Origin of the sequence: Caballeronia mineralivorans PML1(12) (assembly GCF_001028175.1) — a bacterium.
In the GTDB taxonomy this organism is placed as follows: domain Bacteria; phylum Pseudomonadota; class Gammaproteobacteria; order Burkholderiales; family Burkholderiaceae; genus Caballeronia; species Caballeronia mineralivorans.
This window is the reverse complement of the sequence record NZ_AEJF01000241.1, coordinates 1-21887: the sequence shown is the minus strand read 5'-3', so window position 1 is coordinate 21887 and position 21887 is coordinate 1. Positions and strand designations below refer to the sequence as shown.

18 protein-coding genes and 1 pseudogene are annotated in these 21887 nt (G+C 62.4%); 11 read left to right on the top strand and 8 right to left on the bottom strand.

Going from position 1 to position 21887, the window contains the following annotated elements; genetic code table 11:
* From EOS_RS47325 to EOS_RS39595, 4 genes are all read left to right on the top strand, one after another.
* The coding region (locus EOS_RS47325) for an O-antigen ligase family protein (RefSeq protein WP_160312573.1) at positions 1–1535 on the top strand (1535 nt) is incomplete at its 5' end.
* A 98-nt stretch (positions 1536–1633) separates the two neighbouring features.
* Positions 1634–2827: a glycosyltransferase family 4 protein gene (locus EOS_RS39605; protein WP_047897690.1), complete on the top strand. Its 1194-nt coding sequence runs from the start codon at positions 1634–1636 to the stop codon at positions 2825–2827.
* Positions 2828–3000: 173 nt separating this feature from the next.
* A complete protein-coding gene (locus EOS_RS39600; RefSeq protein WP_047897695.1) occupies positions 3001–4122 on the top strand; it encodes a glycosyltransferase family 4 protein in 1122 nt (373 codons plus the stop codon).
* Between the two features lie 79 nt (positions 4123–4201).
* Positions 4202–5308: a glycosyltransferase family 4 protein gene (locus tag EOS_RS39595; protein WP_047897689.1), complete on the top strand. Its 1107-nt coding sequence runs from the start codon at positions 4202–4204 to the stop codon at positions 5306–5308.
* Between the two features lie 107 nt (positions 5309–5415).
* On the opposite strand, the gene EOS_RS39590 is transcribed toward EOS_RS39595, so the two are convergent.
* Complete coding sequence (locus EOS_RS39590; RefSeq protein ID WP_047897688.1) at positions 5416–6393, bottom strand: glycosyltransferase family 2 protein; 978 nt, start codon at positions 6391–6393, stop codon at positions 5416–5418.
* The gene (locus tag EOS_RS39585) at positions 6332–7291 is read right to left on the bottom strand and encodes a glycosyltransferase family 2 protein (protein ID WP_053064206.1); all 960 of its coding nucleotides are present in this window, start codon (positions 7289–7291) and stop codon (positions 6332–6334) included. Before EOS_RS39585 ends, EOS_RS39590 begins: the two co-directional genes overlap by 62 nt.
* Before the next feature lie 255 nt (positions 7292–7546).
* Between EOS_RS39585 and EOS_RS39580 the strand changes: the two genes are divergently transcribed.
* The 6 genes from EOS_RS39580 (at position 7547) to lepB (ending at position 16061) form a co-directional block, all read left to right on the top strand.
* Positions 7547–9427 (top strand): alpha/beta hydrolase, encoded by a 1881-nt coding sequence (locus EOS_RS39580; RefSeq protein WP_053064205.1) that lies wholly within the window; start codon positions 7547–7549, stop codon positions 9425–9427.
* A 244-nt stretch (positions 9428–9671) separates the two neighbouring features.
* Positions 9672–11132, top strand: coding sequence for a flippase (locus EOS_RS39575; RefSeq protein WP_047897687.1), 1461 nt, complete (start codon positions 9672–9674; stop codon positions 11130–11132).
* Between the two features lie 240 nt (positions 11133–11372).
* Positions 11373–12884 carry a mannose-1-phosphate guanylyltransferase/mannose-6-phosphate isomerase gene (locus EOS_RS39570; RefSeq protein ID WP_047897692.1) on the top strand — a complete coding sequence of 504 codons (1512 nt, stop codon included), beginning with the start codon at positions 11373–11375 and terminating at the stop codon, positions 12882–12884.
* A 318-nt stretch (positions 12885–13202) separates the two neighbouring features.
* Positions 13203–13958, top strand: coding sequence for a FadR/GntR family transcriptional regulator (locus tag EOS_RS39565; protein WP_047897686.1), 756 nt, complete (start codon positions 13203–13205; stop codon positions 13956–13958).
* Positions 13959–14301: 343 nt separating this feature from the next.
* Positions 14302–15282 carry a Gfo/Idh/MocA family protein gene (locus EOS_RS39560; RefSeq protein ID WP_047897691.1) on the top strand — a complete coding sequence of 327 codons (981 nt, stop codon included), beginning with the start codon at positions 14302–14304 and terminating at the stop codon, positions 15280–15282.
* Positions 15283–15374: 92 nt separating this feature from the next.
* Positions 15375–16061, top strand: coding sequence for a signal peptidase I (gene lepB / locus EOS_RS39555; RefSeq protein ID WP_047897685.1), 687 nt, complete (start codon positions 15375–15377; stop codon positions 16059–16061).
* Positions 16062–16112: 51 nt separating this feature from the next.
* On the opposite strand, the gene EOS_RS39550 is transcribed toward lepB, so the two are convergent.
* The 6 genes from EOS_RS39550 to EOS_RS39525 form a co-directional block, all read right to left on the bottom strand.
* On the bottom strand, positions 16113–16772 hold the full coding sequence (locus EOS_RS39550) for an amino acid ABC transporter permease (RefSeq protein WP_047897684.1): 660 nt from the start codon (positions 16770–16772) through the stop codon (positions 16113–16115).
* A 100-nt stretch (positions 16773–16872) separates the two neighbouring features.
* Positions 16873–17664 carry a cystine ABC transporter substrate-binding protein gene (locus EOS_RS39545; protein WP_047897683.1) on the bottom strand — a complete coding sequence of 264 codons (792 nt, stop codon included), beginning with the start codon at positions 17662–17664 and terminating at the stop codon, positions 16873–16875.
* Positions 17665–17778: 114 nt separating this feature from the next.
* Positions 17779–18828, bottom strand: a complete 1050-nt coding sequence (locus tag EOS_RS39540; protein ID WP_047897682.1) for a quinone-dependent dihydroorotate dehydrogenase — start codon at positions 18826–18828, stop codon at positions 17779–17781.
* A gap of 127 nt (positions 18829–18955) precedes the next feature.
* Positions 18956–19828 carry an arginyltransferase gene (locus EOS_RS39535; RefSeq protein ID WP_047897681.1) on the bottom strand — a complete coding sequence of 291 codons (873 nt, stop codon included), beginning with the start codon at positions 19826–19828 and terminating at the stop codon, positions 18956–18958.
* A 235-nt stretch (positions 19829–20063) separates the two neighbouring features.
* A complete protein-coding gene (gene aat / locus EOS_RS39530) occupies positions 20064–20813 on the bottom strand; it encodes a leucyl/phenylalanyl-tRNA--protein transferase (protein ID WP_047897680.1) in 750 nt (249 codons plus the stop codon).
* Between the two features lie 15 nt (positions 20814–20828).
* On the bottom strand, positions 20829–21374 hold the full coding sequence (locus EOS_RS39525; RefSeq protein ID WP_047897679.1) for an NUDIX hydrolase: 546 nt from the start codon (positions 21372–21374) through the stop codon (positions 20829–20831).
* 261 nt (positions 21375–21635) lie between these two features.
* Here EOS_RS39525 and EOS_RS39520 point away from each other — a divergent pair.
* Positions 21636–21887, top strand: a pseudogene (locus EOS_RS39520) (molybdopterin molybdenumtransferase MoeA); the annotation flags it as partial.

Genomic DNA, 21887 nt, shown 5'->3' with positions numbered 1-21887 from the left:
CCGACGCCGTGAAGTCGAAGCAGCGCGCCGAGCTGAGCCGGCGGCGTCGGCTGATGATTGCGCCGCTGGCCTTCGCGGCGCTCACCGCGTTGTTGCTCGTGCTGCATCAGAGCCGTGTGCTCGAACTGTTCTATCCGGCCGGGGCAGTTGCCGTCGCGGCGCTGCTCTACAAACGTTCGCCCGCGCACTATCTCTCATTCGTCGTGTGGCTGTTCTTCCTGACACCGGAAGTGCGGCGCCTGTCCGACTACTTCAACGGCATGTTCAGCGACCGCAGCCTCATCATGCTCGCGCCGGTGATCGCGGCCGCGCTGTGCGGCATGAAGTTGCTGACTCATTTTCGCGTGCTGATGCAGCGGCGTGCCATCCCGCTTACGCTGATTGTGCTCGGCATCTTCTATGGCTATGTGATCGGCATGGTCGGCGCCGGGATCGCGGCTGCGTCTTATACGCTGATCTCGTGGCTGTTCCCGGTCCTGATCGCGTTTCACATCCTGGTTACGTGGCGGCAGTACCCCGAATATCACCGCACGATGCTCAAGACCTTCGTGTTCGGCGGCTTCGTGATCGCGTTATACGGGGTGTTCCAATATGTCAGTCCGCCGCCTTGGGACGCGTTCTGGTTGCTGCAGTCGGGCATGGTTTCGGAAGGCGTGCCGCTGCCGTTCGGCATGCGGGTCGCGAGCACGATGAATTCGTCAGGCCCGTTCGCCATCGCGATGATGGCCTGCCTGCTGATGACCCTCGCCGCACGCAACAAGATGGCCTTCCTCGCGGGCGGCCTGGCCGTGCCCGCTCTGATCGGTACGATGTCGCGCAGTGTGGTCGGCGGCCTCGCCATCGGGCTCGTGTATCTGTTCGTCATGCTCGACGGCCGCAGCCGCTTGCGGCTAGTCGGCGGTATCGCGGTGATCGTGCTGCTGTGTTCGCCGGTCGCGATGGTCGACGAAATCTCGGACAAGGCAATGGCGCGCTTCTCCACGGTGACCCAGCTCGACAACGACTACAGCTATCAGGTTCGCACCGAGATCTACAACCACTTCCTCTCCGAGATGACGACCAATATCGCGGGGCAAGGTCTCGGCATGACGGGGCTCGGCTCGAAGCTCTCGGGCGATGGATCGTCGAATAACGTCGACTTCGACAGCGGCCTGATGGAGGTGCCGTACGTCCTCGGATGGCCCGGCACGCTGCTCTATGCAGCGGGTTTGCTGATGCTGATATTGCGCGCGTTTGTTGCCAGCTTTGCACGGAAAAGCGATCGCTTCGCCGTGGCCGGCACGGCTGCCGCCTTCGGTGTGCTGGCCATGATGGTGTTCGTCAATACGCTGATCGGTTCGGGAGGCATGTTCTTTTTCATCGGCGTGATGTTGCCGGTTGCCGGCTGGCGCTATGCACGCGAAATTCAACAGCCGGCGCGCTCAGCCGCCGCTCGTCAGGGCGATCGGCCCGCTCCGGCCGCTCCCGGTCGTGCAACAACAACAGGAACCGCGGCGCAGCAGCACATTGCGCAGCCTTCCACGCTGCGCACATGAGCGCCGTCGTCGATCGGCCCGGTCAGCGCGGTCAACCTGAAGGGGCTTTGAACCCATCGGACAGCACGGCAGCACACTCCGTATCCAACGAGGACCGCATGAATCTACTCATCGTCACCCATACCGTCGGCAGGAACGACGGGCAAGGGCGCGTCAACTACGAGGTCGTCCAGGCCGCGCTCGCCGCGGGCCATTCGGTCACGCTGCTCAGTACCACGGTCGACGAAACGTTGAGCCTGCATCCGCGCATCACGGTTGCCCGCCTGCCCGCGAGCCGCGTGCCCACGCGCCTGCTCCAGTATCAGGTGTTTGCGTTGCGCGCGGCGGCATGGATCCGCGCGCACCGGCACGAATTCGACGTGGTGCAGGTCAACGGTTTTATTGCGTGGACTCATTCCGATGTCAACGCCATCCACTTCGTCCACACCGGCTGGTATGAAAGCGGTTATTACCCGTTTCGCCTGACCGGGGGCCTCTACGCTGCGTATCAACTGTTGTTCACGCGGCTCAACGCGTGGTGCGAACGCTGGGCATTCAGGCATGCACGCGTGCTGGTGCCGGTGTCCGAGAAAGTGAGCGCGGAACTGGTGACGCTCGGCATGCCGCGCGACAAAATTCGCGTGATCCATAACGGTGTGGATAACGTGGAGTTCTCGCCGGACTTGTCGCAGACGTCGCAGCGCGAGCGCTTCAAGTTGCCCGAGGAGCCGTTCATGCTGCTGTTTGCCGGCGATCTGCGCAACGCGCGCAAGAACCTCGACGCCGTGCTGCGCGCGCTCGTGACGTGTCCGCCGAACGTGCACCTCGCGGTGGCAGGCGGCGTGGCGAACAGTCCGTATCCGGCAATGGCCGCCGCGCTCGGCGTGGCGGATCGCGTGCATTTCGTCGGGATGATCCGCGACATGCCCACGTTGATGCGATGCGCCGATGCGTTCGTGTTCCCGTCGCGTTATGAAGCTATGAGCCTCGTGCTGCTGGAGGCGCTTGCGTCCGCGTTGCCGGTGATTACCGTGCATACGGCCGGCGGCGCGGAAGTAATCACTGAGGAGTGCGGCATCGTGCTCGAGGATCCCGACAACGCAGGCGCGCTCGCTGAAGCCATCACGCTGGTCGCGTCCGACCCGCTGCGTGCACGCGAAATGGGGCAGGCCGCGCAAGCCCTGGCCGCGACGCTGTCGTGGCAGACCATGGCAGCACGCTATCTCGCGCTGTTCGAAGACATTGCGACAACACGCAAGGCTGCTCGCCACAATGCACGGGCAAGCCATGAGACTGTATCGGTGAAGACATGAATATGGCAGCTAAATCAAGGACGATGCGAGCAAGCACGACGACCCCCGTCGCAGATCGCGCGGGCAAGGCTGCCGGTTCGAGCAAGCCTCTGAGCAGACCTCCGGTCACAGCTTCGACGGACACACCAGGCCAGCCTTCAAAACAGCGGACCATTGACTCGCTGCAGATCGGCATGAACTGGTTCGACGAACGTCCCGGTGGCCTCGACCGCATGGTCAGCGCACTCATACAGTCGCTGCCCGCTCAGGGCGTAACGGTGCGCGGGCTTGTAGCCGGAAGCGAGAACGTCAGGACGTCGACTCATGGCGTGGTGACGCCGTTCGCCGCACCCGATGCACCTTTGCTGAAGCGCGTGGCCGGCTTGCGGCGCGCCGCGGTCGAGTTGCGCAACGCGCGTATGCCCGACGTGGTCGCGGCGCACTTCGCGCTGTACGCCGCGCCCGTGCTCGGCAAGTTTCCGCGTGTGCCGAAGGTGATCCATTTTCATGGGCCATGGGGCGATGAATCGGCGCATGGCGCGCGTGGCCACGCGAATGTGATGGTGCGGCGTGCGGTCGAACGGCATGTGTATCAGCGCGGCAATCTGCACATTGTTTTGTCGCAGGCTTTTGGCGACGTGTTGCAGGAGCAGTACGGCGTGAACGCCCGCACGATCCGCATCGTGCCCGGTTGTGTCGACGTCAATCATTTCAGCACCGGCATAGACCGGCGTGCCGCACGTACCGCGCTCGGACTTCCGCAAGATCGCCCAATGCTTTTCTGCGTGCGCCGCCTCGTCTCGCGCATGGGCCTGGAAGATTTGGTCGACGCGATGTTCCTCGTGCGCCAGCAAGTGCCCGACGTGCTGCTGACTATTGCCGGCAAGGGGCCGCTGATGGCGGCGTTGCAGGCGCGTATCGACTATCGGGGCTTGTCGCAGCATGTGCGCCTCGCGGGCTTTGTCGCCGACGAAGCGCTGCCGCTCTGGTATCGCTCGGTGGATGTGTCGGTGGTGCCGACGACCGCGCTAGAGGGTTTCGGCCTCACTACCATCGAGTCGCTGGCGAGCGGTACGCCGGTGATCGTGACGCCGGTGGGCGGTTTGCCCGAAGCGGTCGCGCCGCTGAGCCCGGAGCTCGTGCTGGAATCGGGCGGTTTTCAGGCGCTGGGGGCCGGACTCGCGGGAGCGCTCCTCGGCCGGCGGGTTCTCCCCAGCGAAGCCGAGTGCCGCGCGTACGCACGCTCGCATTTCGATTTGCCAGTAATCGCGGCGCAGACGGCCGCAGTGTATCGCGAAGCCATTGACTCGTACTGAACGAACAAAAATAAACCAGCAAGAAGAAAGAAGGGCCCCGGCGCCCCAGGCGCCGCTCAACCTCGAACCAGACCAAGTCATGAAAATCGTTCACCTGGCCACGCATGCGCAATGCATCGGCAACGGCACCGTCAACGCGATGGTCGATCTGGCGTGCATGCAGGCACGCGCCGGTCACGACGTTGCGGTTGCGTCATCGGGCGGTGCTTTCGAGCCGTTGCTGCGACGTCATGGCGTCACGCACGTGCCACTGCAGCAGTCGCGCCAGCCTTGGCGCGTGCCGGCCATGATCGCGGGGTTTGGCCGACTGATCGAGCGTTTTAATCCCGATGTCGTGCACGCGCACATGATGACCGGCGCGTTGATTTCGCGCTTCGGCAGCATGCGCCGCCGCTTCGCCCTGGTGACCACCGTGCATCACGATATCCAGAAAAGCGCGTCGCTGATGCGTTTTGGTGACCGCGTGATTGTGGTGAGCCACGCGGTCGGCGACGCCATGCTCGAGCGTGGCCTGCTGGCGAACACCCTGAGCGTGGTGGCGAGCGGCACGATCGGTTCGCCGCGTCTTGCCGCACGGCCGATGCCGCGGCCATTGCAGTTGCGCCATCCGAATGTGGTCTGTGTGGCGGCGATGTTCGAGCGCAACGGCATTGCCGATCTGCTGCATGCGTTCGCGCATGTTCGGCAGACGCAGGACGCGCGGCTTTATCTGGTGGGAGAGGGTCCCGATCGCGGTTTGATGGAAGGTCTCGCTGAAGAACTTGGCATTGCGAACCATGTGCAGTTCGCAGGATTCGTGGCCGATCCCCGTGCGTATCTGGCTGAAGCCGATGTCTTCGCGTTCGCGCCACATCAGGCGCCCGGGCCGCTGGTGCTCAGCGAAGCGCGCGAAGCCGGTTGCGCGATTGTCGCGACGAAAGTGGGCGGCGTTGCGGAGATGCTGGAGAACGGTAGCGCGGGTGTGCTCGTACCGCCGCAGGAGCCTTTGCAACTGGCAGCCAAGATCGGCTGGTTGTTGATGGATTCGCCAGTGCGTGCGGAATATGCCGTGCGCGCGAAGCGGGATCTCGAGCGTTTTTCGGTGCAGCGCGTGTGTGCCGATCATCTTGCGGTTTATGAGCGCGCGATTGCGGAGTGCGAGGATCGGCAGAACCGGCCGTCGACACGGCGCGTGCCGGCAGCGTGACACGGTGCAAGGCGGTTGCATGTCATGGACCGTTGCAAACACATAAAAAACGGCGGCCAGAACTAACTGACCGCCGTTTTTTTGGGCCATATAACTGACCGCTTTAATTACCCTGCGAATTCCCTTTCCACGCTGTCCAGCCGTCGCTGCACATGATCGCGCTTCGCTAGCGCCGCGCCGCTGCGCGCCGCACGCCAGCGCTGCAATGCCGTCGTTTCGCGATGGATGAAACGCGCGCGTGCGAGATTGACCCAGCCGAGACACGCGCCGTGTCCCACTACGGTCAACCACAGTAACGCCATACCCCGGCGCGCGCCGCGATATTCGTCGCGTACGATCAGATGTAGGTTATACGATTCGTTTTCGATCGCGACCCAGCTGCGGCTGCCGCGTACCGCGCGCGCATCTTCGTCGAAGCGTTGCGCCGGATAGTGATCCACTTCCACCGCCGGATCGTAGACAAGACGCCAGCCCGCGCGCCGTACCGTCGACGCGAACGCCATGTCGTTGTTGACCTGCGCGCCCGAGCCGCGCAGGCGGGTATCGAAGCGAATGGCATTGCCGCTGATCGCGCTCACGCGATAACTCATGTTCGCGCCCTTGAGGAAGTCCACGTCGCGCGCGGCCCCCACGCCCAGATGATGATTGCCGATCGCGCGGCCTGGGAACTGCCAGCGGCCGACATCCGGCTCGGCGGCATCGAGCGTCATGCCATGCTCGTGCACCCAGTCACGGCCGCCGACCCCGCCAACATCCGGCGAGTTCGCGAAGTGGCGTTCGATACGTTCGAGCCACGTCGGACGCGGCGCGGCGTCGTCGTCGGTGATCGCGACAATGTCGCCCGTGACGGCATCGAGACCCGCGTTCAACGCGGCAACCTGACCGCCCTGAGAGACCTCGACCTTGACGAGCGGCAGGCGCGCGCGCGACTTCTCGATCACGAGCCACGCCTGCGTTTCTTCGTCGGCACCACGGCACACCACCAGCACTTCGTCCGCTGCGCGCCGTTGCCGCGCGAGCGCATCAAGGCAGCGAGCGAGATCCGAGGTTCGACGATAAGTGGGTACGAGTACGGTGATCTTCATGTTGTAGGGCGAGTCCTTCCGGAGTGTATCGGCGAATGTAGCTGCTGGCGTGCGAGAGGGTACGCATGCTGCTTGCAAGACCTTTGGGCCCGTGGGCGCGCAGGTTGTGCAGCAGATTGTGCGCAACGGCGAGCGTCAGGTACAGCGCGGCTTTCGGGCGGTTGCGCTCGAACCAGCGGTAGCGTTTATGCGTCACGTAGATACGCGAGGCTTCGATGAACGCCGCGTAGTAGTCGCGATTCACCGTCGATGGAAAATGCGAGTTGAACACTTCCGGCAGAAGCCGCACCACGCACTTTCCCTGTAGCGTGGCGCGCATGACGATGTCCACTTCGTCATACCCGTAAACCAGATGTTCGTCGAAGCGAATCAGCTTGAAGAGCCAGGCGGGGAATACGGCGCTGTTGATGACGACAGTGTCGTGGTTGTCACCGGTCCGATAAGGCCGTGACTGGAAACCGAGGAACGTAGTCGCGTTCGCATACACGCGCTCGCCGCGATTCAGTTCGTAGCCCGTAACAATCAGCTTCTCCGGATGCTGGCCGCCGTGGTGCAACGAGTCGGCCATGCGCGCGAGGAAATCGATGCTCAGCGTGGCGTCGTCGTCGATGAACGCCACATGCGTGCCGGTCACCGCGTCGAGCGCGCAGTTGCGGTTCGCGCCCAGTCCGCGGCGCGGCCCTTCCAGAAAGACAACCTGCGGGAAATCGGCGGCGATCATCTCGCGCGTGAGGGTATCGGTGCTGTCATCCGACACCACGATCTGGTGCGCCGGATACGTGGAGGCTTCGACCGAACGCAATGCGCGGGCGAGATCCCCTGGACGATTGCGCGTGCAGATGCAAACTGAAAAGCGCGGCGCAGCAGACGGACTGGGTTCGTGAACAGCGGTGACCATGTGTTTTCCCCGGCATTTTTTTGTTCTGTGCCGCGCATGCACGACACGGCGTGATGCGCTATTTGACTTGGCAAGGGAAAAACCGTCTGTTGGACATCGAACACCGGGGAAACAACAGTGGATAAAGGCGCTCGCGATGGCGGAAAAATCAGGGTGCGCTTGTGCAGTGTGTGCGGGCGCACGGAATGAACGGCGTAGTAAAAGTGTAATGCGCAGACAACTTAATAACGACGCTCTTTCGGGCGCGACATCGAGATGAAGCCTGTAATTTTCGACGAGTGTTTTGGCTGGCTGCACGAGGGTGAGCCAGCCGCCGCGCGCGGGGTGGTGCTCTGCCAGCCGTTCGGCCGCGAGGCAATGTGGGTCCATAAAGGCTGGCGCGTATTCGCCGAGGCACTGGCGGCCGCAGGCTCGCCGACGCTTCGCTTCGACTACGCGGGCACCGGCGACTCGGCTGGCGAATCGGAAGACGGCGAGCAGATCGAGCAATGGCTGCGAAGCATCCGCTCGGCAATTGCTTACCTGAAGCAAACGACTGGCGTGACACAAGTGGCCCTGTGCGGCGTGCGTCTGGGCGCAACGCTCGCCGCGCTGGTGGCTGCCGAGGAAGAAGTCGATGAGCTGGTACTGCTCGCACCGGTGTTATCGGGCAGGCAATATCTGCGCGAACTGCGCCTGCTGCAACAGAACTGGCTTGAAACGGGCGGCATTCATGTCGAACCCACACCGGCTGACGCCGATTATGCGGAGGCGGTCGGGCATCGCCTGATCGCCTCGAGCGTCGCCACGTTGAGCAAATTCGACCTGCTGCGCGATACGCAACTGGCGGAACACGTGCCGCCTCGCCTGCTGGTGCTCGATTCCTACGACCCCGTTCGCTCGAAGAAACTCGTCGACGCGTGTCGCGCCGCCGGTTCGGATGCGGTGTTCGAGGCCTTCGACGAATGTGCCGCGTTCATGCAGGAATCCGGCGTGACCGAGACACCGCGACGGGCGATTGCACGCATCGTCGACTGGCTGGGAGTGCCTGCACTGGTCGAATCGAAGGACACGGCAGCGATGATCGGCCTGGCAGAAACACCCGTGCTGATTGCCGACGGTGCGCGCGAAACGCCCGTGATCTTCGATAACGGCCGCCTGTTCGGCATTCTCTGCGAACCCGAAGAGGGCGCGCCGTCGCGCCGCTCGGTGGTCTTCGTCAACCCTGGCGCGACGCATCGCATAGGTGACGCGCGCATCTCCGTCACGCTTGCGCGGCGGCTCGCCCGCCAGGGGGTTGCCTCGCTGCGATTCGATGTCGGCTCGCTCGGCGACAGCGCGGGCGCCGTCGACAAACGCCCGCTCTCGATGCTGTTTTCACGCGCCGGCTGCGACGACGTGGCGACCGCCGCCGCGTACCTGGCGTCGCGCGGTTTCGACGAAGTCTCGTGTTTCGCGGTCTGCTCGGGCGCATACGTTTGCCTGCACGCGGCGCCGGTGAGTCCCCACATTCGTTCGCTGGTGCTCGTGAACGCGCCCAAGTTCGGCTTTCCCGAAGATCCGATGTCGTTCGCCGCGAACGACAACCGGCCGAAGACCGCCACCAGCACGTTCATGCGCTCTTTCAAGACCGCGCGCAAATGGAAGCGCGTGTTGCGCGGTCAACGGCGCCTGACGCCCATCGTGAAGGAGCTGGCGTGGCGCATGAGCGCGCGCCTCACGGCCAGCGTGGCCTATCTCGCCGAGCGGACGATCGGCGTGGATTCGGCGGGCTCGCGTGTGCGTGCAATGGTCCGTGGCCTGGGTGAGCGTGGCGTGAAGGTTCGTTTCGTCTACGGCGCGGGAGATCCGGGTATGGACGAGTTTGCGGTGTTTTTCGGTGCGGGCGGGCGGCGGATGCGCAAGTGGCGCAACGTGGAAACTGCTCGCCGCGACGGGCTTGATCACGCGTGCTTTTCCTATTCGGCACGCGAGGACATGATGGCGTCGTTCATTCAGTTCGTGCAGGCAGAGGCGCCACAAGCGGCGTGTGGCGGCCTTAGCTGGGCGCGCCTGCGCGCGTTGCTGCCGCGTTTCGCGGCGCGTGCAAACCGGCCCGACGAGATGCACACCAAGATGCACGGCGACATGCGCGCTGAAGCGCTCGAATCGCGATAAGCCTAAAGAATGTAAAGGATTGCAAGGGATCGAAAGCCGCGGCGCGATGCGTTCGTCTGCGTACAGACCCTGACATGCCGTGGCTCTACTCTGGCGTGTAATTCGTCTGACCTTCGGGCAGGCACCCGTTGCGTGCACTCAACCGTGCATCACCCGTGCGCTGCAACGTGCCTGCATTCACCGCAAGCTGTGACGCGGTGCCTTGATTCATCCTGTGTGTTTGTTGTAATCGGCCCGTTGCTCAATGGAAAAAAGTCTTCTCAAGAACATAGCGATCAATTTCGCCGGGCTCATCCTGCCCGTGTTTGTCTCGCTTGCGACGGTACCGGCCTACATTCATGGCATGGGGATCGAGCGCTACGGTGTCATCAACCTGGTGTGGGCGCTGATCGGTTATTTCAGCGTGCTTGATCTCGGCATTTCGATGGCGACCGAAAATCATATCGCCAAGGCACGCCAGTCCAACGACGGCACCATCCAGCGCATCTTCTGGAGCGCATTCTTTCTCAACCTCGCGACAGGTCTCGTCGGCGCGGTGCTGATCTGGTTTGGCGCGTACGTCTACGTCGTGCATATCGCGACTATCGAACCGGTGTTCCAGCGCGAAGTGCTGCATGCGCTACCCTGGATTGCGTTGGCCGTGCCGATCGCCAACATTTCGTGGGTGTTCAGCGGCGCGATCGGTGGCATGGAAAAGTTCGCGCTGTTCAACACCAACCAGACTATCGGCACATTCCTGTTCCAGTTGTTACCGCTTGCCGCGCTGTACCTGATCTCGCCGTCACTGGCGGTGGTCGTGCCGGCAGCAGTCATTGCGCGGTTTCTCGCGGCGTTGCTGCTTGGCTACGGCACGTTCCGCGCAATTGGTATCACGGGCATCTCGAAGCCGGAGTGGCCGCTGATTCGCGAACTCTTCAACTACGGCCGCTGGCTGCTGCTGTTTTCGGGCGCGAGCATGATCGCGACCACGCTCGACCGGGTCGTGATCGGTTCAATGCTCGGCGCCAAATACGTGGCGTACTACGCCACGCCGCAAAACCTCGTTACGCGCATGAATCTGCTGCCGAGCGCCATGTTGCGCACGCTGTTCCCGCGTTTTTCGGCCTCCGCCAGCGATCACGCCGACGAACTCTCGCATCAGGCCCTCGCGTTTTTGAATTGCGCATTCACGCCGTGCGTGGTGGTTGCGTTGTTCGCGCTGGCGCCGTTCCTGAACATCTGGCTTGGCCATGAGATGGCGGTGCAGTCGGCGCCTGTCGGACGCATCCTTGTGATTGGCGTATGGCTGGCGGGGCAGTCGAGCATCATCGGCGTATTGATCCAGGCCAAGGCGAATCCGGCGCAGGTCGCGCGCGTTGGCTGGATCGGTTTGCCGATCTTCGCACTCGTGCTGTGGCTGAGTATTCGCTGGTATGGGCTGCTGGGAGCAGGCGTGGCGGTGGTCGCGAAAGCTTTCTTCGACTATGCAGCGTTCCTTTATTTCTCGAAGCTCAAGCCACGGCCGATCCTGCGCAACATGGCCGGACATCTGGTTTTCCTGGTGATTGCCACGGTGTGCGCCGACTCCATGGATTCGCTCAGCGGCATGGCCGCGATTGGCGTCGCGCTACTTGCGGGCAACCTCGCATGGTCGTTCTGCGAATCGAGCGAATTGCGCGAGGTCGCTGCGCGGGTCCGGCAAAGATTGCTGCCTAGCGCCGGGTAAGGATGCATAAAGCGGATGCATAAAGCGCCCTGAAAGGCAGATTGACCGAACAGCGTGCGGGCGTTCGCGCGCGCACACAACAAATTGGATTTGCCTGCTTAAATAGCGCATCAATCGATGCGTGTGTTTCACGCGTCCGCACCTGTCAGACGCGTTCGGCCCTCAATCAGCTTCAACGCTTCAGGAGTCATCGTGGACGTGTCCCACAATCCGCTTAACGGCGCTGCCAAGACGGGCGCCATGAGTGTTCGCGTACAACCGGTCATTCTCGCCGGCGGGTCCGGCACGCGTCTCTGGCCGCTGTCGCGGCAGCAGTTCCCCAAACAACTCATCGAACTCATGGGCTCGGAGTCGCTGCTCGAAGCAACGCTGCGCCGTCTCGACGGACTCGATGCCGCGACGCATGGCCACGACGCCGTGCACTTCGCCACCGCCGATGAACCGATCGTGGTCTGCGGTACGGAACACAAATTGCTGACCGCCCAGCAGATCGAGCGGAACGGACGTCGTGCGCGCATCGTGCTGGAACCGTGTGCCCGTAACACTGCGCCTGCGCTCACGCTTGCGGCGTTGGCGGCACTGGCTGCCGTACCCGGTGACGATCCCGTGATGGTGGCCATGCCTGCCGATCACGCCGTGTCCGACCTCGACGCCTTCCGGCGCACGATCGCGAAGGCGATCGAACATGCCGTGAGCGGTGCGCTTGTCACGCTCGGCATCGTGCCGGACAAGATTGAGACGGGATACGGCTATATCAAGGCCGGTGCGGCGCTCGGGCCTGCTGGCGACGGTGTGCCTCAGGCGCGCGTGCTTGAACGTTTCATTGAAAAACCACGCCGGGAAATTGCGGAGCAGTATCTGGCGTCTGGCGAATACTGGTGGAACAGCGGCATTTTCGTGTGCCGCGCGTCCGTGTGGCTTGCGGCTATCGAACACTTTCAGCCGGCCATTCACGCCGCGTGCCTGATCGCGTTCGACCGCGGCCTGCATCAGGACGGCTTCACGCAACTCGATGTCGACGCATTCGAATCGTGCCCATCAGATTCCATTGATTTCGCGGTCATGGAGCGCATCACGCACGAGCCTCGTTTTCCGGGTGTCGTGGTACCGCTCGCAGCAGGCTGGTCCGACGTCGGCGCATGGGACGCTGTGTGGGACATGTCGAACAAGGACGAAGATGGCAACGTCGCACGCGGTCGGGTGATCTTCGAAGGTTCAGCGGACAGCTTCGCGCATTCAGACGGACGGCTGGTGGCCTGCGTTGGCGTGAACGGCGTAGTGGTCGTGGAAACCGCCGATGCAATCCTGGTGGCATCGAAGGATCGCGTGCAGGAAGTGAAGGCGATGGTTGGCCGCCTGAAGGCCGCCAAGGGCGCTGAGGCCCACGATCATCGCAAGGTGCAACGGCCTTGGGGTTTCTACGATTCCATCGATCACGGTGAGCGTTTTCAGGTAAAGCGTATTGTGGTGAAACCGGGCGCGCGGCTCTCGTTGCAGATGCACCATCATCGCGCAGAACACTGGATCGTCGTGCGCGGCACGGCGCTTGTCACACGCGGAGAAGAAACCTTCCTGGTGAGCGAAAACCAGTCCACGTTCATTCCGCTCGGTACGACCCACAGGCTCGAAAATCCCGGTAAAACGCCGCTCGAAATGATCGAGGTGCAATCGGGGACGTATCTGGGCGAGGATGACATCGTGCGTTTCGACGACCAGTACGGCCGCGTGACCGAGAAGAAGACACCGGGCTGAAAGCCCGGGCAGGCAGGGGACGCACCGCGCAGTGCATTGAGCAGGCAGACAGGGAATCACGAAGCACTTAAATCACAAGCATCACGAAGTACTTAATACAGCGGTTGCCGAAGCAGCACCGTGAGACGGCAAAGGGATAACCCTTGAGAGGGACATTCCGACTGGCGTCCACGGTATTGAACACGCAATTTATCGTGCACGGTGCAGTGCCGCAGATTGATCCGATCGATCAGTGGCGCTCACTGGGCCTTCCGGTGAGCTTGGGGAAGCACGCCGGATGTGCAGGGACACAATGTAGGGCGCAAGGGGAGAGGGGTGATGGACGAAAACAAAGAGCGGTCGCTAGTGGCTAAGGTGATGGACGGACTCGTATCGGGCATCGTCGAACAGAAGTACGGCGCGATCCTGCCACCGCAGGACGTCTTGTCGAAGGAGTTCGACGTGAGTCGGACCGTGATGCGCGAGGCCTTGAGCATGTTGCTCGCGCGTCACATGCTGGACGTGCGCCCGAAGACGGGCACGCGGATCCGGCCGATGAGCGACTGGCGGCTGATCGACGAGGACGTGGTGAGCTGGCGCTTTCGGGCGACGCCGGATCAGGCGTTCCTGCGCGACGTGATCGAGTTTCGAATGCTGATCGAGCCGCGTGCGGCCGCGCTGGCGGCAACCCGTGCAACGCCCGACGAAGTGGCCGGGATTCGCGACGCGTTCGACGCGCTTGCGTCGCTCAACGGCAGCGAGCCCGAGTACCAGGCCGCCGATGTCGCGCTGCATACGCGCATTGTCGCCGCGAGCGGCAACCAGTTCTTCCAGCAGATGACGGCCATCGTGCGGGGTGCGCTGGTGACGGTCTATCCGATCGTGGCGGGCATTGCGACCATGCGTGACGCGACGCTCGACGCGCAGCGCCACGTGGTGGAAGCGATCGAGGCGCACGACGCCGGTGCGGCCGAGCGCGCGATGAGCACGCTGATCAATGTCACCGCGGAGGAAGTCGGGCGGGCCTTTTCGCTCGAACGCCGCGAGGACAATTCGTCACCGCCGATCGGCGCATCGGAATCGGCCGGCGCCTGACACGCACTCGAAGCTTCGCGTCCGGGACGGTTCCGGCGTGGCGAAGCTGGCCCGAGGTTTCTGGTCACGTTCGTCGTGGCCGGGCGCGATGAGCGCCCTATTCGGGTTCCTCCCTACGCAAACGTTTCACTTTATCTTCCTGCCTGACTTCGACGCCTGATGGTTTTTGCGCTGGAAGTCGACCTCCCGTCGGTCCCTCTTGAGTTTTGTGACAGAACCGCGACGCGCTGTGCGTGATCGTTCAGGCATCGTTCAGGCTTCACGGCGACCGCTCTCGTAGTGGACAATGTGCGAATTCTCCGGCCATGGCCGACTATTCACCATCAAGCAGGGAGCGGGACAGATGAACGCACAGAGCACGATCCGTTGGGGCATTGTCGGCGCCGGGAATATTGCGCGCAGGTTCGCCGAAGGGCTTGCCTTTGTGCCGGGCGCGACACTGAGCGGCGTGTGGTCGCGCCGGCTCGAGCCGGCGTCAGCCTTCGCCGCGCAGTTTCATACCCGGGCGTATGAAGGCTTCGATGCATTGCTCGACAACATCGACGCGCTGTATATCGCGACCATGCAGGACAGCCATCCCGGGTATGCGCTGCGTGCTTTCGAAGCCGGCCGTGCCGTGCTCTGCGAGAAACCGGCGGCTGTCAACGCGCGCGCGTTGCAGGAGATGATCGATGCGGCGCGCTCGTCGAAGCTGCTGTTCATGGAAGCGATGAAACCGCCGTTCTATCCGCTCTACCGGCAGTTGCGCGATCATCTCGCGGCTGATCCTATTGGTGAAATCGGGCTGGTGCGCGCTGGTTGTTCGATCGCGAACGTGCCGCTTTCGCATCCCTCGTATTCAATGGAAATGGGCGGCGGAGCATTGCTCGATATCGGTATTTACGAGGCGTTTCTTGCGGTCGACTGGCTCGGTGAACCGCTCGAAGTGCAGACCTTTGGAAGGATCGGGCAGACCGGCGTGGACACCTTCGCGAGCCTGAATGTGCGGCATGAGCGCGGTGTCGCGCAGTTGTTCTGCGGCTTGGATCTGCAGGGCAAGGGCGATGCCTTGCTTGCCGCGACCGGCGGCACGGTGACGATCCACGAGAACTGGTGGAATCCCGCGCGTGCGAGCGTTCGCTATCTGGATGGCCGCACCGTAGAGCTGGATGCGCCGTTCGAAGGCGGCGGGTTGAACTACGAGACCGCGCACTTTTGCGAGCTGCTGCGCGACGGCGTCATCGAGAGTCCGATCATGCGGCATGCGGTATCCATGCAGATGATTTCCATCATGGATGCCGCCCGCCGCGACCTCGGCGTGCGTTTCCCTTTCGAAACCGAATAGGCGCGGGATGGCCAGCTCGGCTGGCCTGCTTAAGCGTCATTTCAGGTTTCGACGTTAAGCTGCGTCGTCCTCATATGCCGGCATCCTTCACCATGCGACTGTTACCTCGACTCTGGCGCGAATATCGGAGCCTGATCGCGTTTCTGGTGTTGATGGCGCTGTTCCGCAGTGCCATTGCTGACTGGAATGTAGTGCCTAGCGGTTCCATGTTGCCGACCATTCGCGAGGGCGACCGGATCGTCGTCGACAAGATGGCGTACGACTTGCGTATTCCGTTCACGCACGTGGCGATTGCGCATCTGCATGATCCGCAGCGCGGGGATATCGTGACGGTGGATTCATCGGCGGCGCATGAGTTGATCGTCAAGCGGCTGATCGGGCTTCCCGGCGATGTGGTCGCCATGCGCGACAACGTGTTGTATATCGATGGCAGGCGCGCGGATTATCAGCCCGTCGATATAACGGGCGTTGCGGGCGATGCGTCTTCGCCCGGCGAGTATCTGGACGAGAAGCTCGGGCATGTTTCGCACATGGTGCGGTTGTCGGTGCTGGCGCCGAGTCCGCGGCGCTCGTTTGGGCCGGTGACGGTGCCGAAGGGCGAGTATCTGATGCTCGGCGATAACCGCGACGACAGCGCGGACTCGCGGTATTTTGGGTTTTTCCCACGCAGTGAGTTGATGGGAAGGGCGACGCGGGTAGCGTATTCGCTGGATCCGGACCGGCATCATTTCCCGCGGATGGATAGGTTCGGGGTGAAGTTGGATGGGACCCAAGGCTAAGAGGCGGGGCGTTCGCTCGCCCCGTTCACCGGTGCGAGCGAACATCGGTTCTTAATGCCGCCCCGGCAACGCCAACCTGCGCTCGAACAACCGCTGCACAAACTCCAACACGCTACACAGCACCCAATAAACCACCGCCGCAGCAAGATACAACGGCAATGGCTGATACGTCGCCGCGATCACTTCCTGCGCACTCCGTAGCAATTCCGTCACCGTGATCACGGACACCAGCGACGTATCCTTGATCAGGCTGATCAAGCTATTCGAAAGACTTGGCACAGCAATGCGCAGCGCCTGCGGACCAATCACATACCGCAGCGTCTGCATCCTCGACAAGCCCAAGCTATAAGCCGCGAGCCACTGCCCACTCTGGATCCCGAGAATCGCGCCGCGCATGCTTTCGGAAAGATAAGCCGCCACATTCGCCGACAAAGCGATCACCCCCGCCGGCGTTGGATCAAGCGAAATACCCAGACTCGGCAGCCCGTAATAGATCACGAAGATCTGCACAAGCAGCGGCGTGCCGCGCATCACGCTCACATAAGCACGAGCGATACCGACCAGCGCGCGGTTTCGGCTGATGCCCATCATTGCGAGTATCGTGCCCGCGATCAGGCCGAAGAACATCGAATAGACCGCGAACTTGATCGTCAGGACAGCGCCTTGTGCAAGGGCCGGTACGGATTGAACGAGCAGGGATGTCGTGGACATGAAGGAATAAAGTAGGCTTAACGTACGAGGCGGGCATCAAATGCAAAGGGCGGCATCCCTAAGACGCCGCCCCGATGCCGAACGCGTGAGGGTCCGGGTTTTATTTGGCTGGCTTCGTCACGTCGATACCGAACCACTGCTCCGAGATCTTCGTGAACGTACCATCGGTTTCGAGCTGGGTCATCGCATCGTCAATGGCTTTCTGGAACTTCGGATTGCCCTTCTTGAACGGAATGCCCGACGGATTGCCCGGGCCGACATTCGCGCCCGTGCGCAGCGGCAACTGCGAATTCTTCATCAGGTACGCAAGCATCAGTCGGTCGTTCAATGCAGCGTCCAGACGGTTCGACGCCAGATCGCGCAAGTACTCAGGCGCGCCCGGATATGTCTTGACATCGATACCCGGCACGGCCTTCGCCATGTCCATGTAGTTTGTGCCCAGACCCACGCCAAGCTTCTTGCCCTTCAAGTCCTCAAGCGTCTTGAAGTCCCGCGTGTCGTCCTTGCGCTGAATCAGTTGCGCATTCGAATACGTGTAAGCCGGCGAGAAATCGAGCGTCTGCTTGCGTGCATCGGTTATGCCGACCTGGTTCACGATTACGTCGAACTTGCCAGCCTGCAAGCCCGCAATGATCCCGCTCCATTCGGTGGTCACGAACTCCGGCTTCACGCCGAGCTTCGCGGCAACCGCCTTGGCGATATCCACGTCGAAACCGATCAGTTCACCTTGGGGCGACTTCGAGTTGAACGGGGGGAAAGTGCCTTCCAGGCCAATGCGCAACGTACCGCGTTGCTTGACCGAATCCAGCAGGTCTTCAGCGTGAGCGACAGCGGAGAGCGATGCGCCGATCAGGCCGGCCACGAGCACTTTTTTGAAGAGAGACAGTTTCATGAGTTATTTGCCTTTGTCCTGGTTTTTGTCAGTGATCTGAAGTGCGGCGATGATAGCTAAAACGCAATGCTGTCTTCAGATCGTTTGCTCATGTGGATATGAGCTTACGTAGTTTCATGCCGTGGCGCTTGCTGCATGAGTACTGGCCAGCGCTTCGACGCATTCCGTCACGAGCGCCGGGCCGCGATAAATCAGGCCGGTGTAGATTTGCACGAGCGATGCGCCCGCTGCGAGCTTTTCGCGCGCGTCGTTACCTGACATGATGCCGCCAACACCGATGATCGGCACCTCGTTGCCGAGCTCCGCGCGCAACTTGCGGATCACCGCATTGGACGCCTCGAACACTGGCTTGCCCGACAGGCCACCGGCTTCATCGCCGTGTTTCATGCCGGTCACGGCCGTGCGCGAGAGCGTGGTGTTGGTCGCGATCACCCCGTCTATTTTATGGCGCAGCAAGGTCGCGGCAATCTCCTTGATCTGCTCATCGTCGAGATCGGGGGCGATCTTGAGCGCGAGCGGCACGAGCTTGCCGTGCATATCGGAGAGACGTTGTTGTTTGTCCTTCAGCGCGCCGAGCAGGGCGTCGAGCTCACCGGCGCCTTGCAACTGGCGCAGGTTCTTCGTATTCGGCGACGAGATGTTGATGGTCACGTAGCTCGCGAACGGATACACGCGCTCGAGACAATACAAATAATCTTCAGCGGCGCGTTCGATGGGCGTGTCGGCGTTCTTGCCAATATTCAACCCAAGGATGCCGCGATACCGCGCGGCCTGCACGTTCTCGACGAACTGATCGACGCCGCGATTGTTGAAGCCGAGCCGGTTGATCAGCGCCTGCGCGTCGGGCAGCCGAAACATACGCGGGCGCGGGTTGCCCGGCTGCGCACGCGGCGTGACCGTCCCCACTTCGATGAAACCGAACCCGAGCGACGCCAATCCGTCAATGCACGCGCCATCTTTGTCCAGCCCCGCAGCGAGTCCGACGGGGTTGCGAAAACTCAGGCCCATGACCGTGCGCGGCGAATCCGGGGCGCGCTCGGCGAGCATGCCGGCGAGACCGGTACGGCCGGCGGCGCCAAGCATGCGCAGCGTCAGGTGATGGGCATCTTCCGCATCCATGCGAAAAAGTTGCGCGCGGGCGAGCGGGTAGAGGGAGCTGAACACGAGGAGAGGCCGGGGCGGCGTAAATTGAGACGCGCCATTTTAACGGCTTTAACGCCGACGTCCGAAAAGCTGTGACACAGGTGTGAAAGCGGCGCGGAAATAGAGCCAGCCGCAGCCAGCCGCATCTTCAGCGCCGCGGCTTGTCCACCGGCATCTTGCCGGGCATGGGAGGCGTTCCGGCGGAGTGCGTCGTGGCGGGGTCGAGTGAGTCCCATCGACCGTCGATCAAGCCCTCCAGCGGCCGGAAATTGGCTTTGTACGCCATTTTGTCGCTCTCGCGAATCCAGTAACCAAGATAGACGTGAGGCAGATCCAGGCTTCGTGCCTGTTCGATCTGCCACAGGATGTTGTAGGTGCCGAAGCTGGTGTGCGGCAGGCCAGGTTCGAAGAACGTGTAGACCGACGAAAGGCCGTCACCGAGGATGTCGATCATGCTGATCATGCGCAACGTGCCCGGCGCGGGGGGATCCTCTGCGAGATTTCCCCCAAGAAGGGCACCGGGGTTACCCGGAGTACCTGCACGCACGGGTTCGCGAAATTCCACCAGGCGCGAGTTGATCCGGCTTTGCAGCAAAAATTGCTCATACTGGTCGCGGCTGTCGCGATCCATGCCGCCGCCCGCATGCCGCGCCGACTGATAGCGCATATAAAGCGCGTAATGCTCTTCGTCGTAGTGAAGCGGCGCGACGCTCGCCACCAGGCCGCCATGCTGTTTCCAGACGCGCCGCTGGGTACGGTTCGGCATGAAGCGGTCGATGGGTACGCGCACCGGCACGCACGCGCGGCAGCCGTCGCAATACGGGCGGTAGGTGAACACCCCGGAGCGCCGGAAACCCGCTTTGACGAGTTCGGTGTAGACGTCGGAGTTGATCAGGTGACTGGGGGTCGCCACCTGCGAGCGCGCGATGCGCCCGTCCAGATAGCTGCAGGGATACGGCGCCGTTGCATAGAATTGCAACGCCGAAAGCGGTGAAAGCGGCAGCTCATTGGGGTGAGTCACGTTGGCAGCTCTCGTTCTAAGCGTCTATCTTGCTTACCACCCCAACCGTGCCGCGGCGGTTCGATGCAGGGCGGAAAGCCTCGGTCGTATCGCTATATTGCCTGCTAAACATCACGTTCGATTGTGTTCAATGGTGCTAGATGCGTTTGCGAATATCAAAGGGTGAATCGCGGTTTGCCAGTCACTGCTTAATGCACATCGCGGAACATCGCCTGGAGTTCGCAACCGGCCTTGTTCATGTTGACGGAAGCACGCGTGGCTGGAGCGTCTCAAGCAGCGCGTACTTGTCGAACTGCCAGGGTATTGGCGGCTCACCGACCGCCCCGCAAAGATGTCTCACAAATGCCTTGCGCGGGATCTCGCGGCCGCCCAGCGACGCCAGATGCGACGTATTCTGCTGGCAGTCTATCATCTCTATTTTATGGTGGCGCAAGTGTCCGATGAGCGCCGCGAGCGCTATTTTCGAGGCATCGGTGCGATGCGCGAACATCGATTCGCCGAAAAACATGCGCCCGAACGACACGCCGTAAAGACCCCCCACGCGCTTGCCCTCGAACCACGTTTCGATGCTGTGCGCCCGGCCCTCGCGATGCAGCGACGAATACGCTTCCACAATATCCGCCGTGATCCACGTGCCGCGCTGACCTTCGCGCGGCGTCTGGGCGCAGGCACGCATCACGCCGGCGAAATCGTGGTCCACGCGGATTTCCCACGTTGGCTCGCGCAACACGCGCCGCAGCGTTTTACGCAGCGAATCGGAGACTTTGAATTCGTCGGGAATCAGCACCATGCGCGGATCGGGACTCCACCAGAGCACTGGCTGGCCGTCGGAATACCACGGGAAAATGCCGTGCTGATACGCATCCACGAGACGGTTGCTCTGCAACTCAGCGCTGGCCGCGAGCAATCCCGGCGCGCCACTTGCCTCGCCGAGCGCGCGCTCGACAGGAGGGAACGGATCGTCGGAGGCGAGCCATGGAACCATGATTCTCGGGGGCGCTCAGCCTTCGCGCAGTGAGCGGAAGATGTCGCCGGTGTGCAGCGCGTAGTTGCCGGCAGCGCGGTCGGCGAAAAAGAAGCGCAGGGTCTGCGCGACCGTCGGGAAGGCGATTTCGTCCCAGGGGATGTCGCTCTCGTCGAAGAGCTTCACTTCGAGACTTTCCTCGCCTGCGTCGATGTCCAGATCGAGCAGCCGCGCCAGGTAGAAAAGGTGCACCTGATGCACGTGCGGCACGTTCAGCAGCGTGAACAGACTCTGGATCTCGACACGCGCGCCGGCTTCCTCGAGCGTCTCGCGCGCGGCACCTTCGCTGGTGGTTTCGTCCATCTCCATGAAACCCGCGGGCAGGGTCCAGTAGCCGTAGCGCGGTTCGATCGCGCGCCGGCACAGCAGCACCTTGTCGTCCCAGACGGGCACGGTCCCGACCACGTTGCGCGGATTCTGGTAGTGCACCGTGCCGCAATTACTGCAAACGTAGCGTGGGCGGTTGTCGCCAGGCGGAATGCTCAGGCTGACCTCGTGGCCGCAGACGGAACAGAATTTCATAGGGGAGAAGTCTGAAAGTGTCGTGCGAGTGTATCACCGAGCCCGGGCTGCGCGGCAGCGCGGGCGGAAGGTGAAAAAGGGGCCGCGAAGCGCGGGGGCAGGTGGCCGAACACTTGTCCTGATGGCCGATGAGTTCGGATCGGGCGTGGGCCGCCGACCGGTTGGCGCTCGCTTCTCGCTACCTTGCTTCTCGCTACAATAAGTGCTTCGGTGGCGACCCTGTCAGCGCTACCCATTTCACGGCCAACCCATACCCCGACGATGTCCACTACGCCCGCCGCTTCACGACCGCCGATGTTGTCCACTGCCGACGCACTCGCCACTTTGCTAGCGGCCGCGCGCGGGGTGGACGGCGTTGAAACCGTCGACACCTTCGACGCACTCGGGCGCGTGCTGGCGACAGCGGTTGTGTCGCCGCTCGACGTGCCACCCATGCGCACCAGCTCCATGGACGGCTACGCGGTGCGGGCTGCGGATCTCGCCGCGGCAACAGAGGCACGCGCCGTGACGCTG

What these genes read in the sequence shown, in the direction of transcription:
- EOS_RS39605 (WP_047897690.1), top strand. Translation starts at nt 1,634, where the DNA reads ATGAATCTACTCATCGTCACCCATACCGTCGGCAGGAACGACGGGCAA.
- EOS_RS39600 (WP_047897695.1), top strand. Translation starts at nt 3,001, where the DNA reads ATGAACTGGTTCGACGAACGTCCCGGTGGCCTCGACCGCATGGTCAGC.
- EOS_RS39595 (WP_047897689.1), top strand. Translation starts at nt 4,202, where the DNA reads ATGAAAATCGTTCACCTGGCCACGCATGCGCAATGCATCGGCAACGGC.
- EOS_RS39590 (WP_047897688.1), bottom strand. Translation starts at nt 6,393, where the DNA reads ATGAAGATCACCGTACTCGTACCCACTTATCGTCGAACCTCGGATCTC.
- EOS_RS39585 (WP_053064206.1), bottom strand. Translation starts at nt 7,291, where the DNA reads ATGGTCACCGCTGTTCACGAACCCAGTCCGTCTGCTGCGCCGCGCTTT.
- EOS_RS39580 (WP_053064205.1), top strand. Translation starts at nt 7,547, where the DNA reads ATGAAGCCTGTAATTTTCGACGAGTGTTTTGGCTGGCTGCACGAGGGT.
- EOS_RS39575 (WP_047897687.1), top strand. Translation starts at nt 9,672, where the DNA reads ATGGAAAAAAGTCTTCTCAAGAACATAGCGATCAATTTCGCCGGGCTC.
- EOS_RS39570 (WP_047897692.1), top strand. Translation starts at nt 11,373, where the DNA reads ATGAGTGTTCGCGTACAACCGGTCATTCTCGCCGGCGGGTCCGGCACG.
- EOS_RS39565 (WP_047897686.1), top strand. Translation starts at nt 13,203, where the DNA reads ATGGACGAAAACAAAGAGCGGTCGCTAGTGGCTAAGGTGATGGACGGA.
- EOS_RS39560 (WP_047897691.1), top strand. Translation starts at nt 14,302, where the DNA reads ATGAACGCACAGAGCACGATCCGTTGGGGCATTGTCGGCGCCGGGAAT.
- lepB (WP_047897685.1), top strand. Translation starts at nt 15,375, where the DNA reads ATGCGACTGTTACCTCGACTCTGGCGCGAATATCGGAGCCTGATCGCG.
- EOS_RS39550 (WP_047897684.1), bottom strand. Translation starts at nt 16,772, where the DNA reads ATGTCCACGACATCCCTGCTCGTTCAATCCGTACCGGCCCTTGCACAA.
- EOS_RS39545 (WP_047897683.1), bottom strand. Translation starts at nt 17,664, where the DNA reads ATGAAACTGTCTCTCTTCAAAAAAGTGCTCGTGGCCGGCCTGATCGGC.
- aat (WP_047897680.1), bottom strand. Translation starts at nt 20,813, where the DNA reads ATGGTTCCATGGCTCGCCTCCGACGATCCGTTCCCTCCTGTCGAGCGC.
- EOS_RS39525 (WP_047897679.1), bottom strand. Translation starts at nt 21,374, where the DNA reads ATGAAATTCTGTTCCGTCTGCGGCCACGAGGTCAGCCTGAGCATTCCG.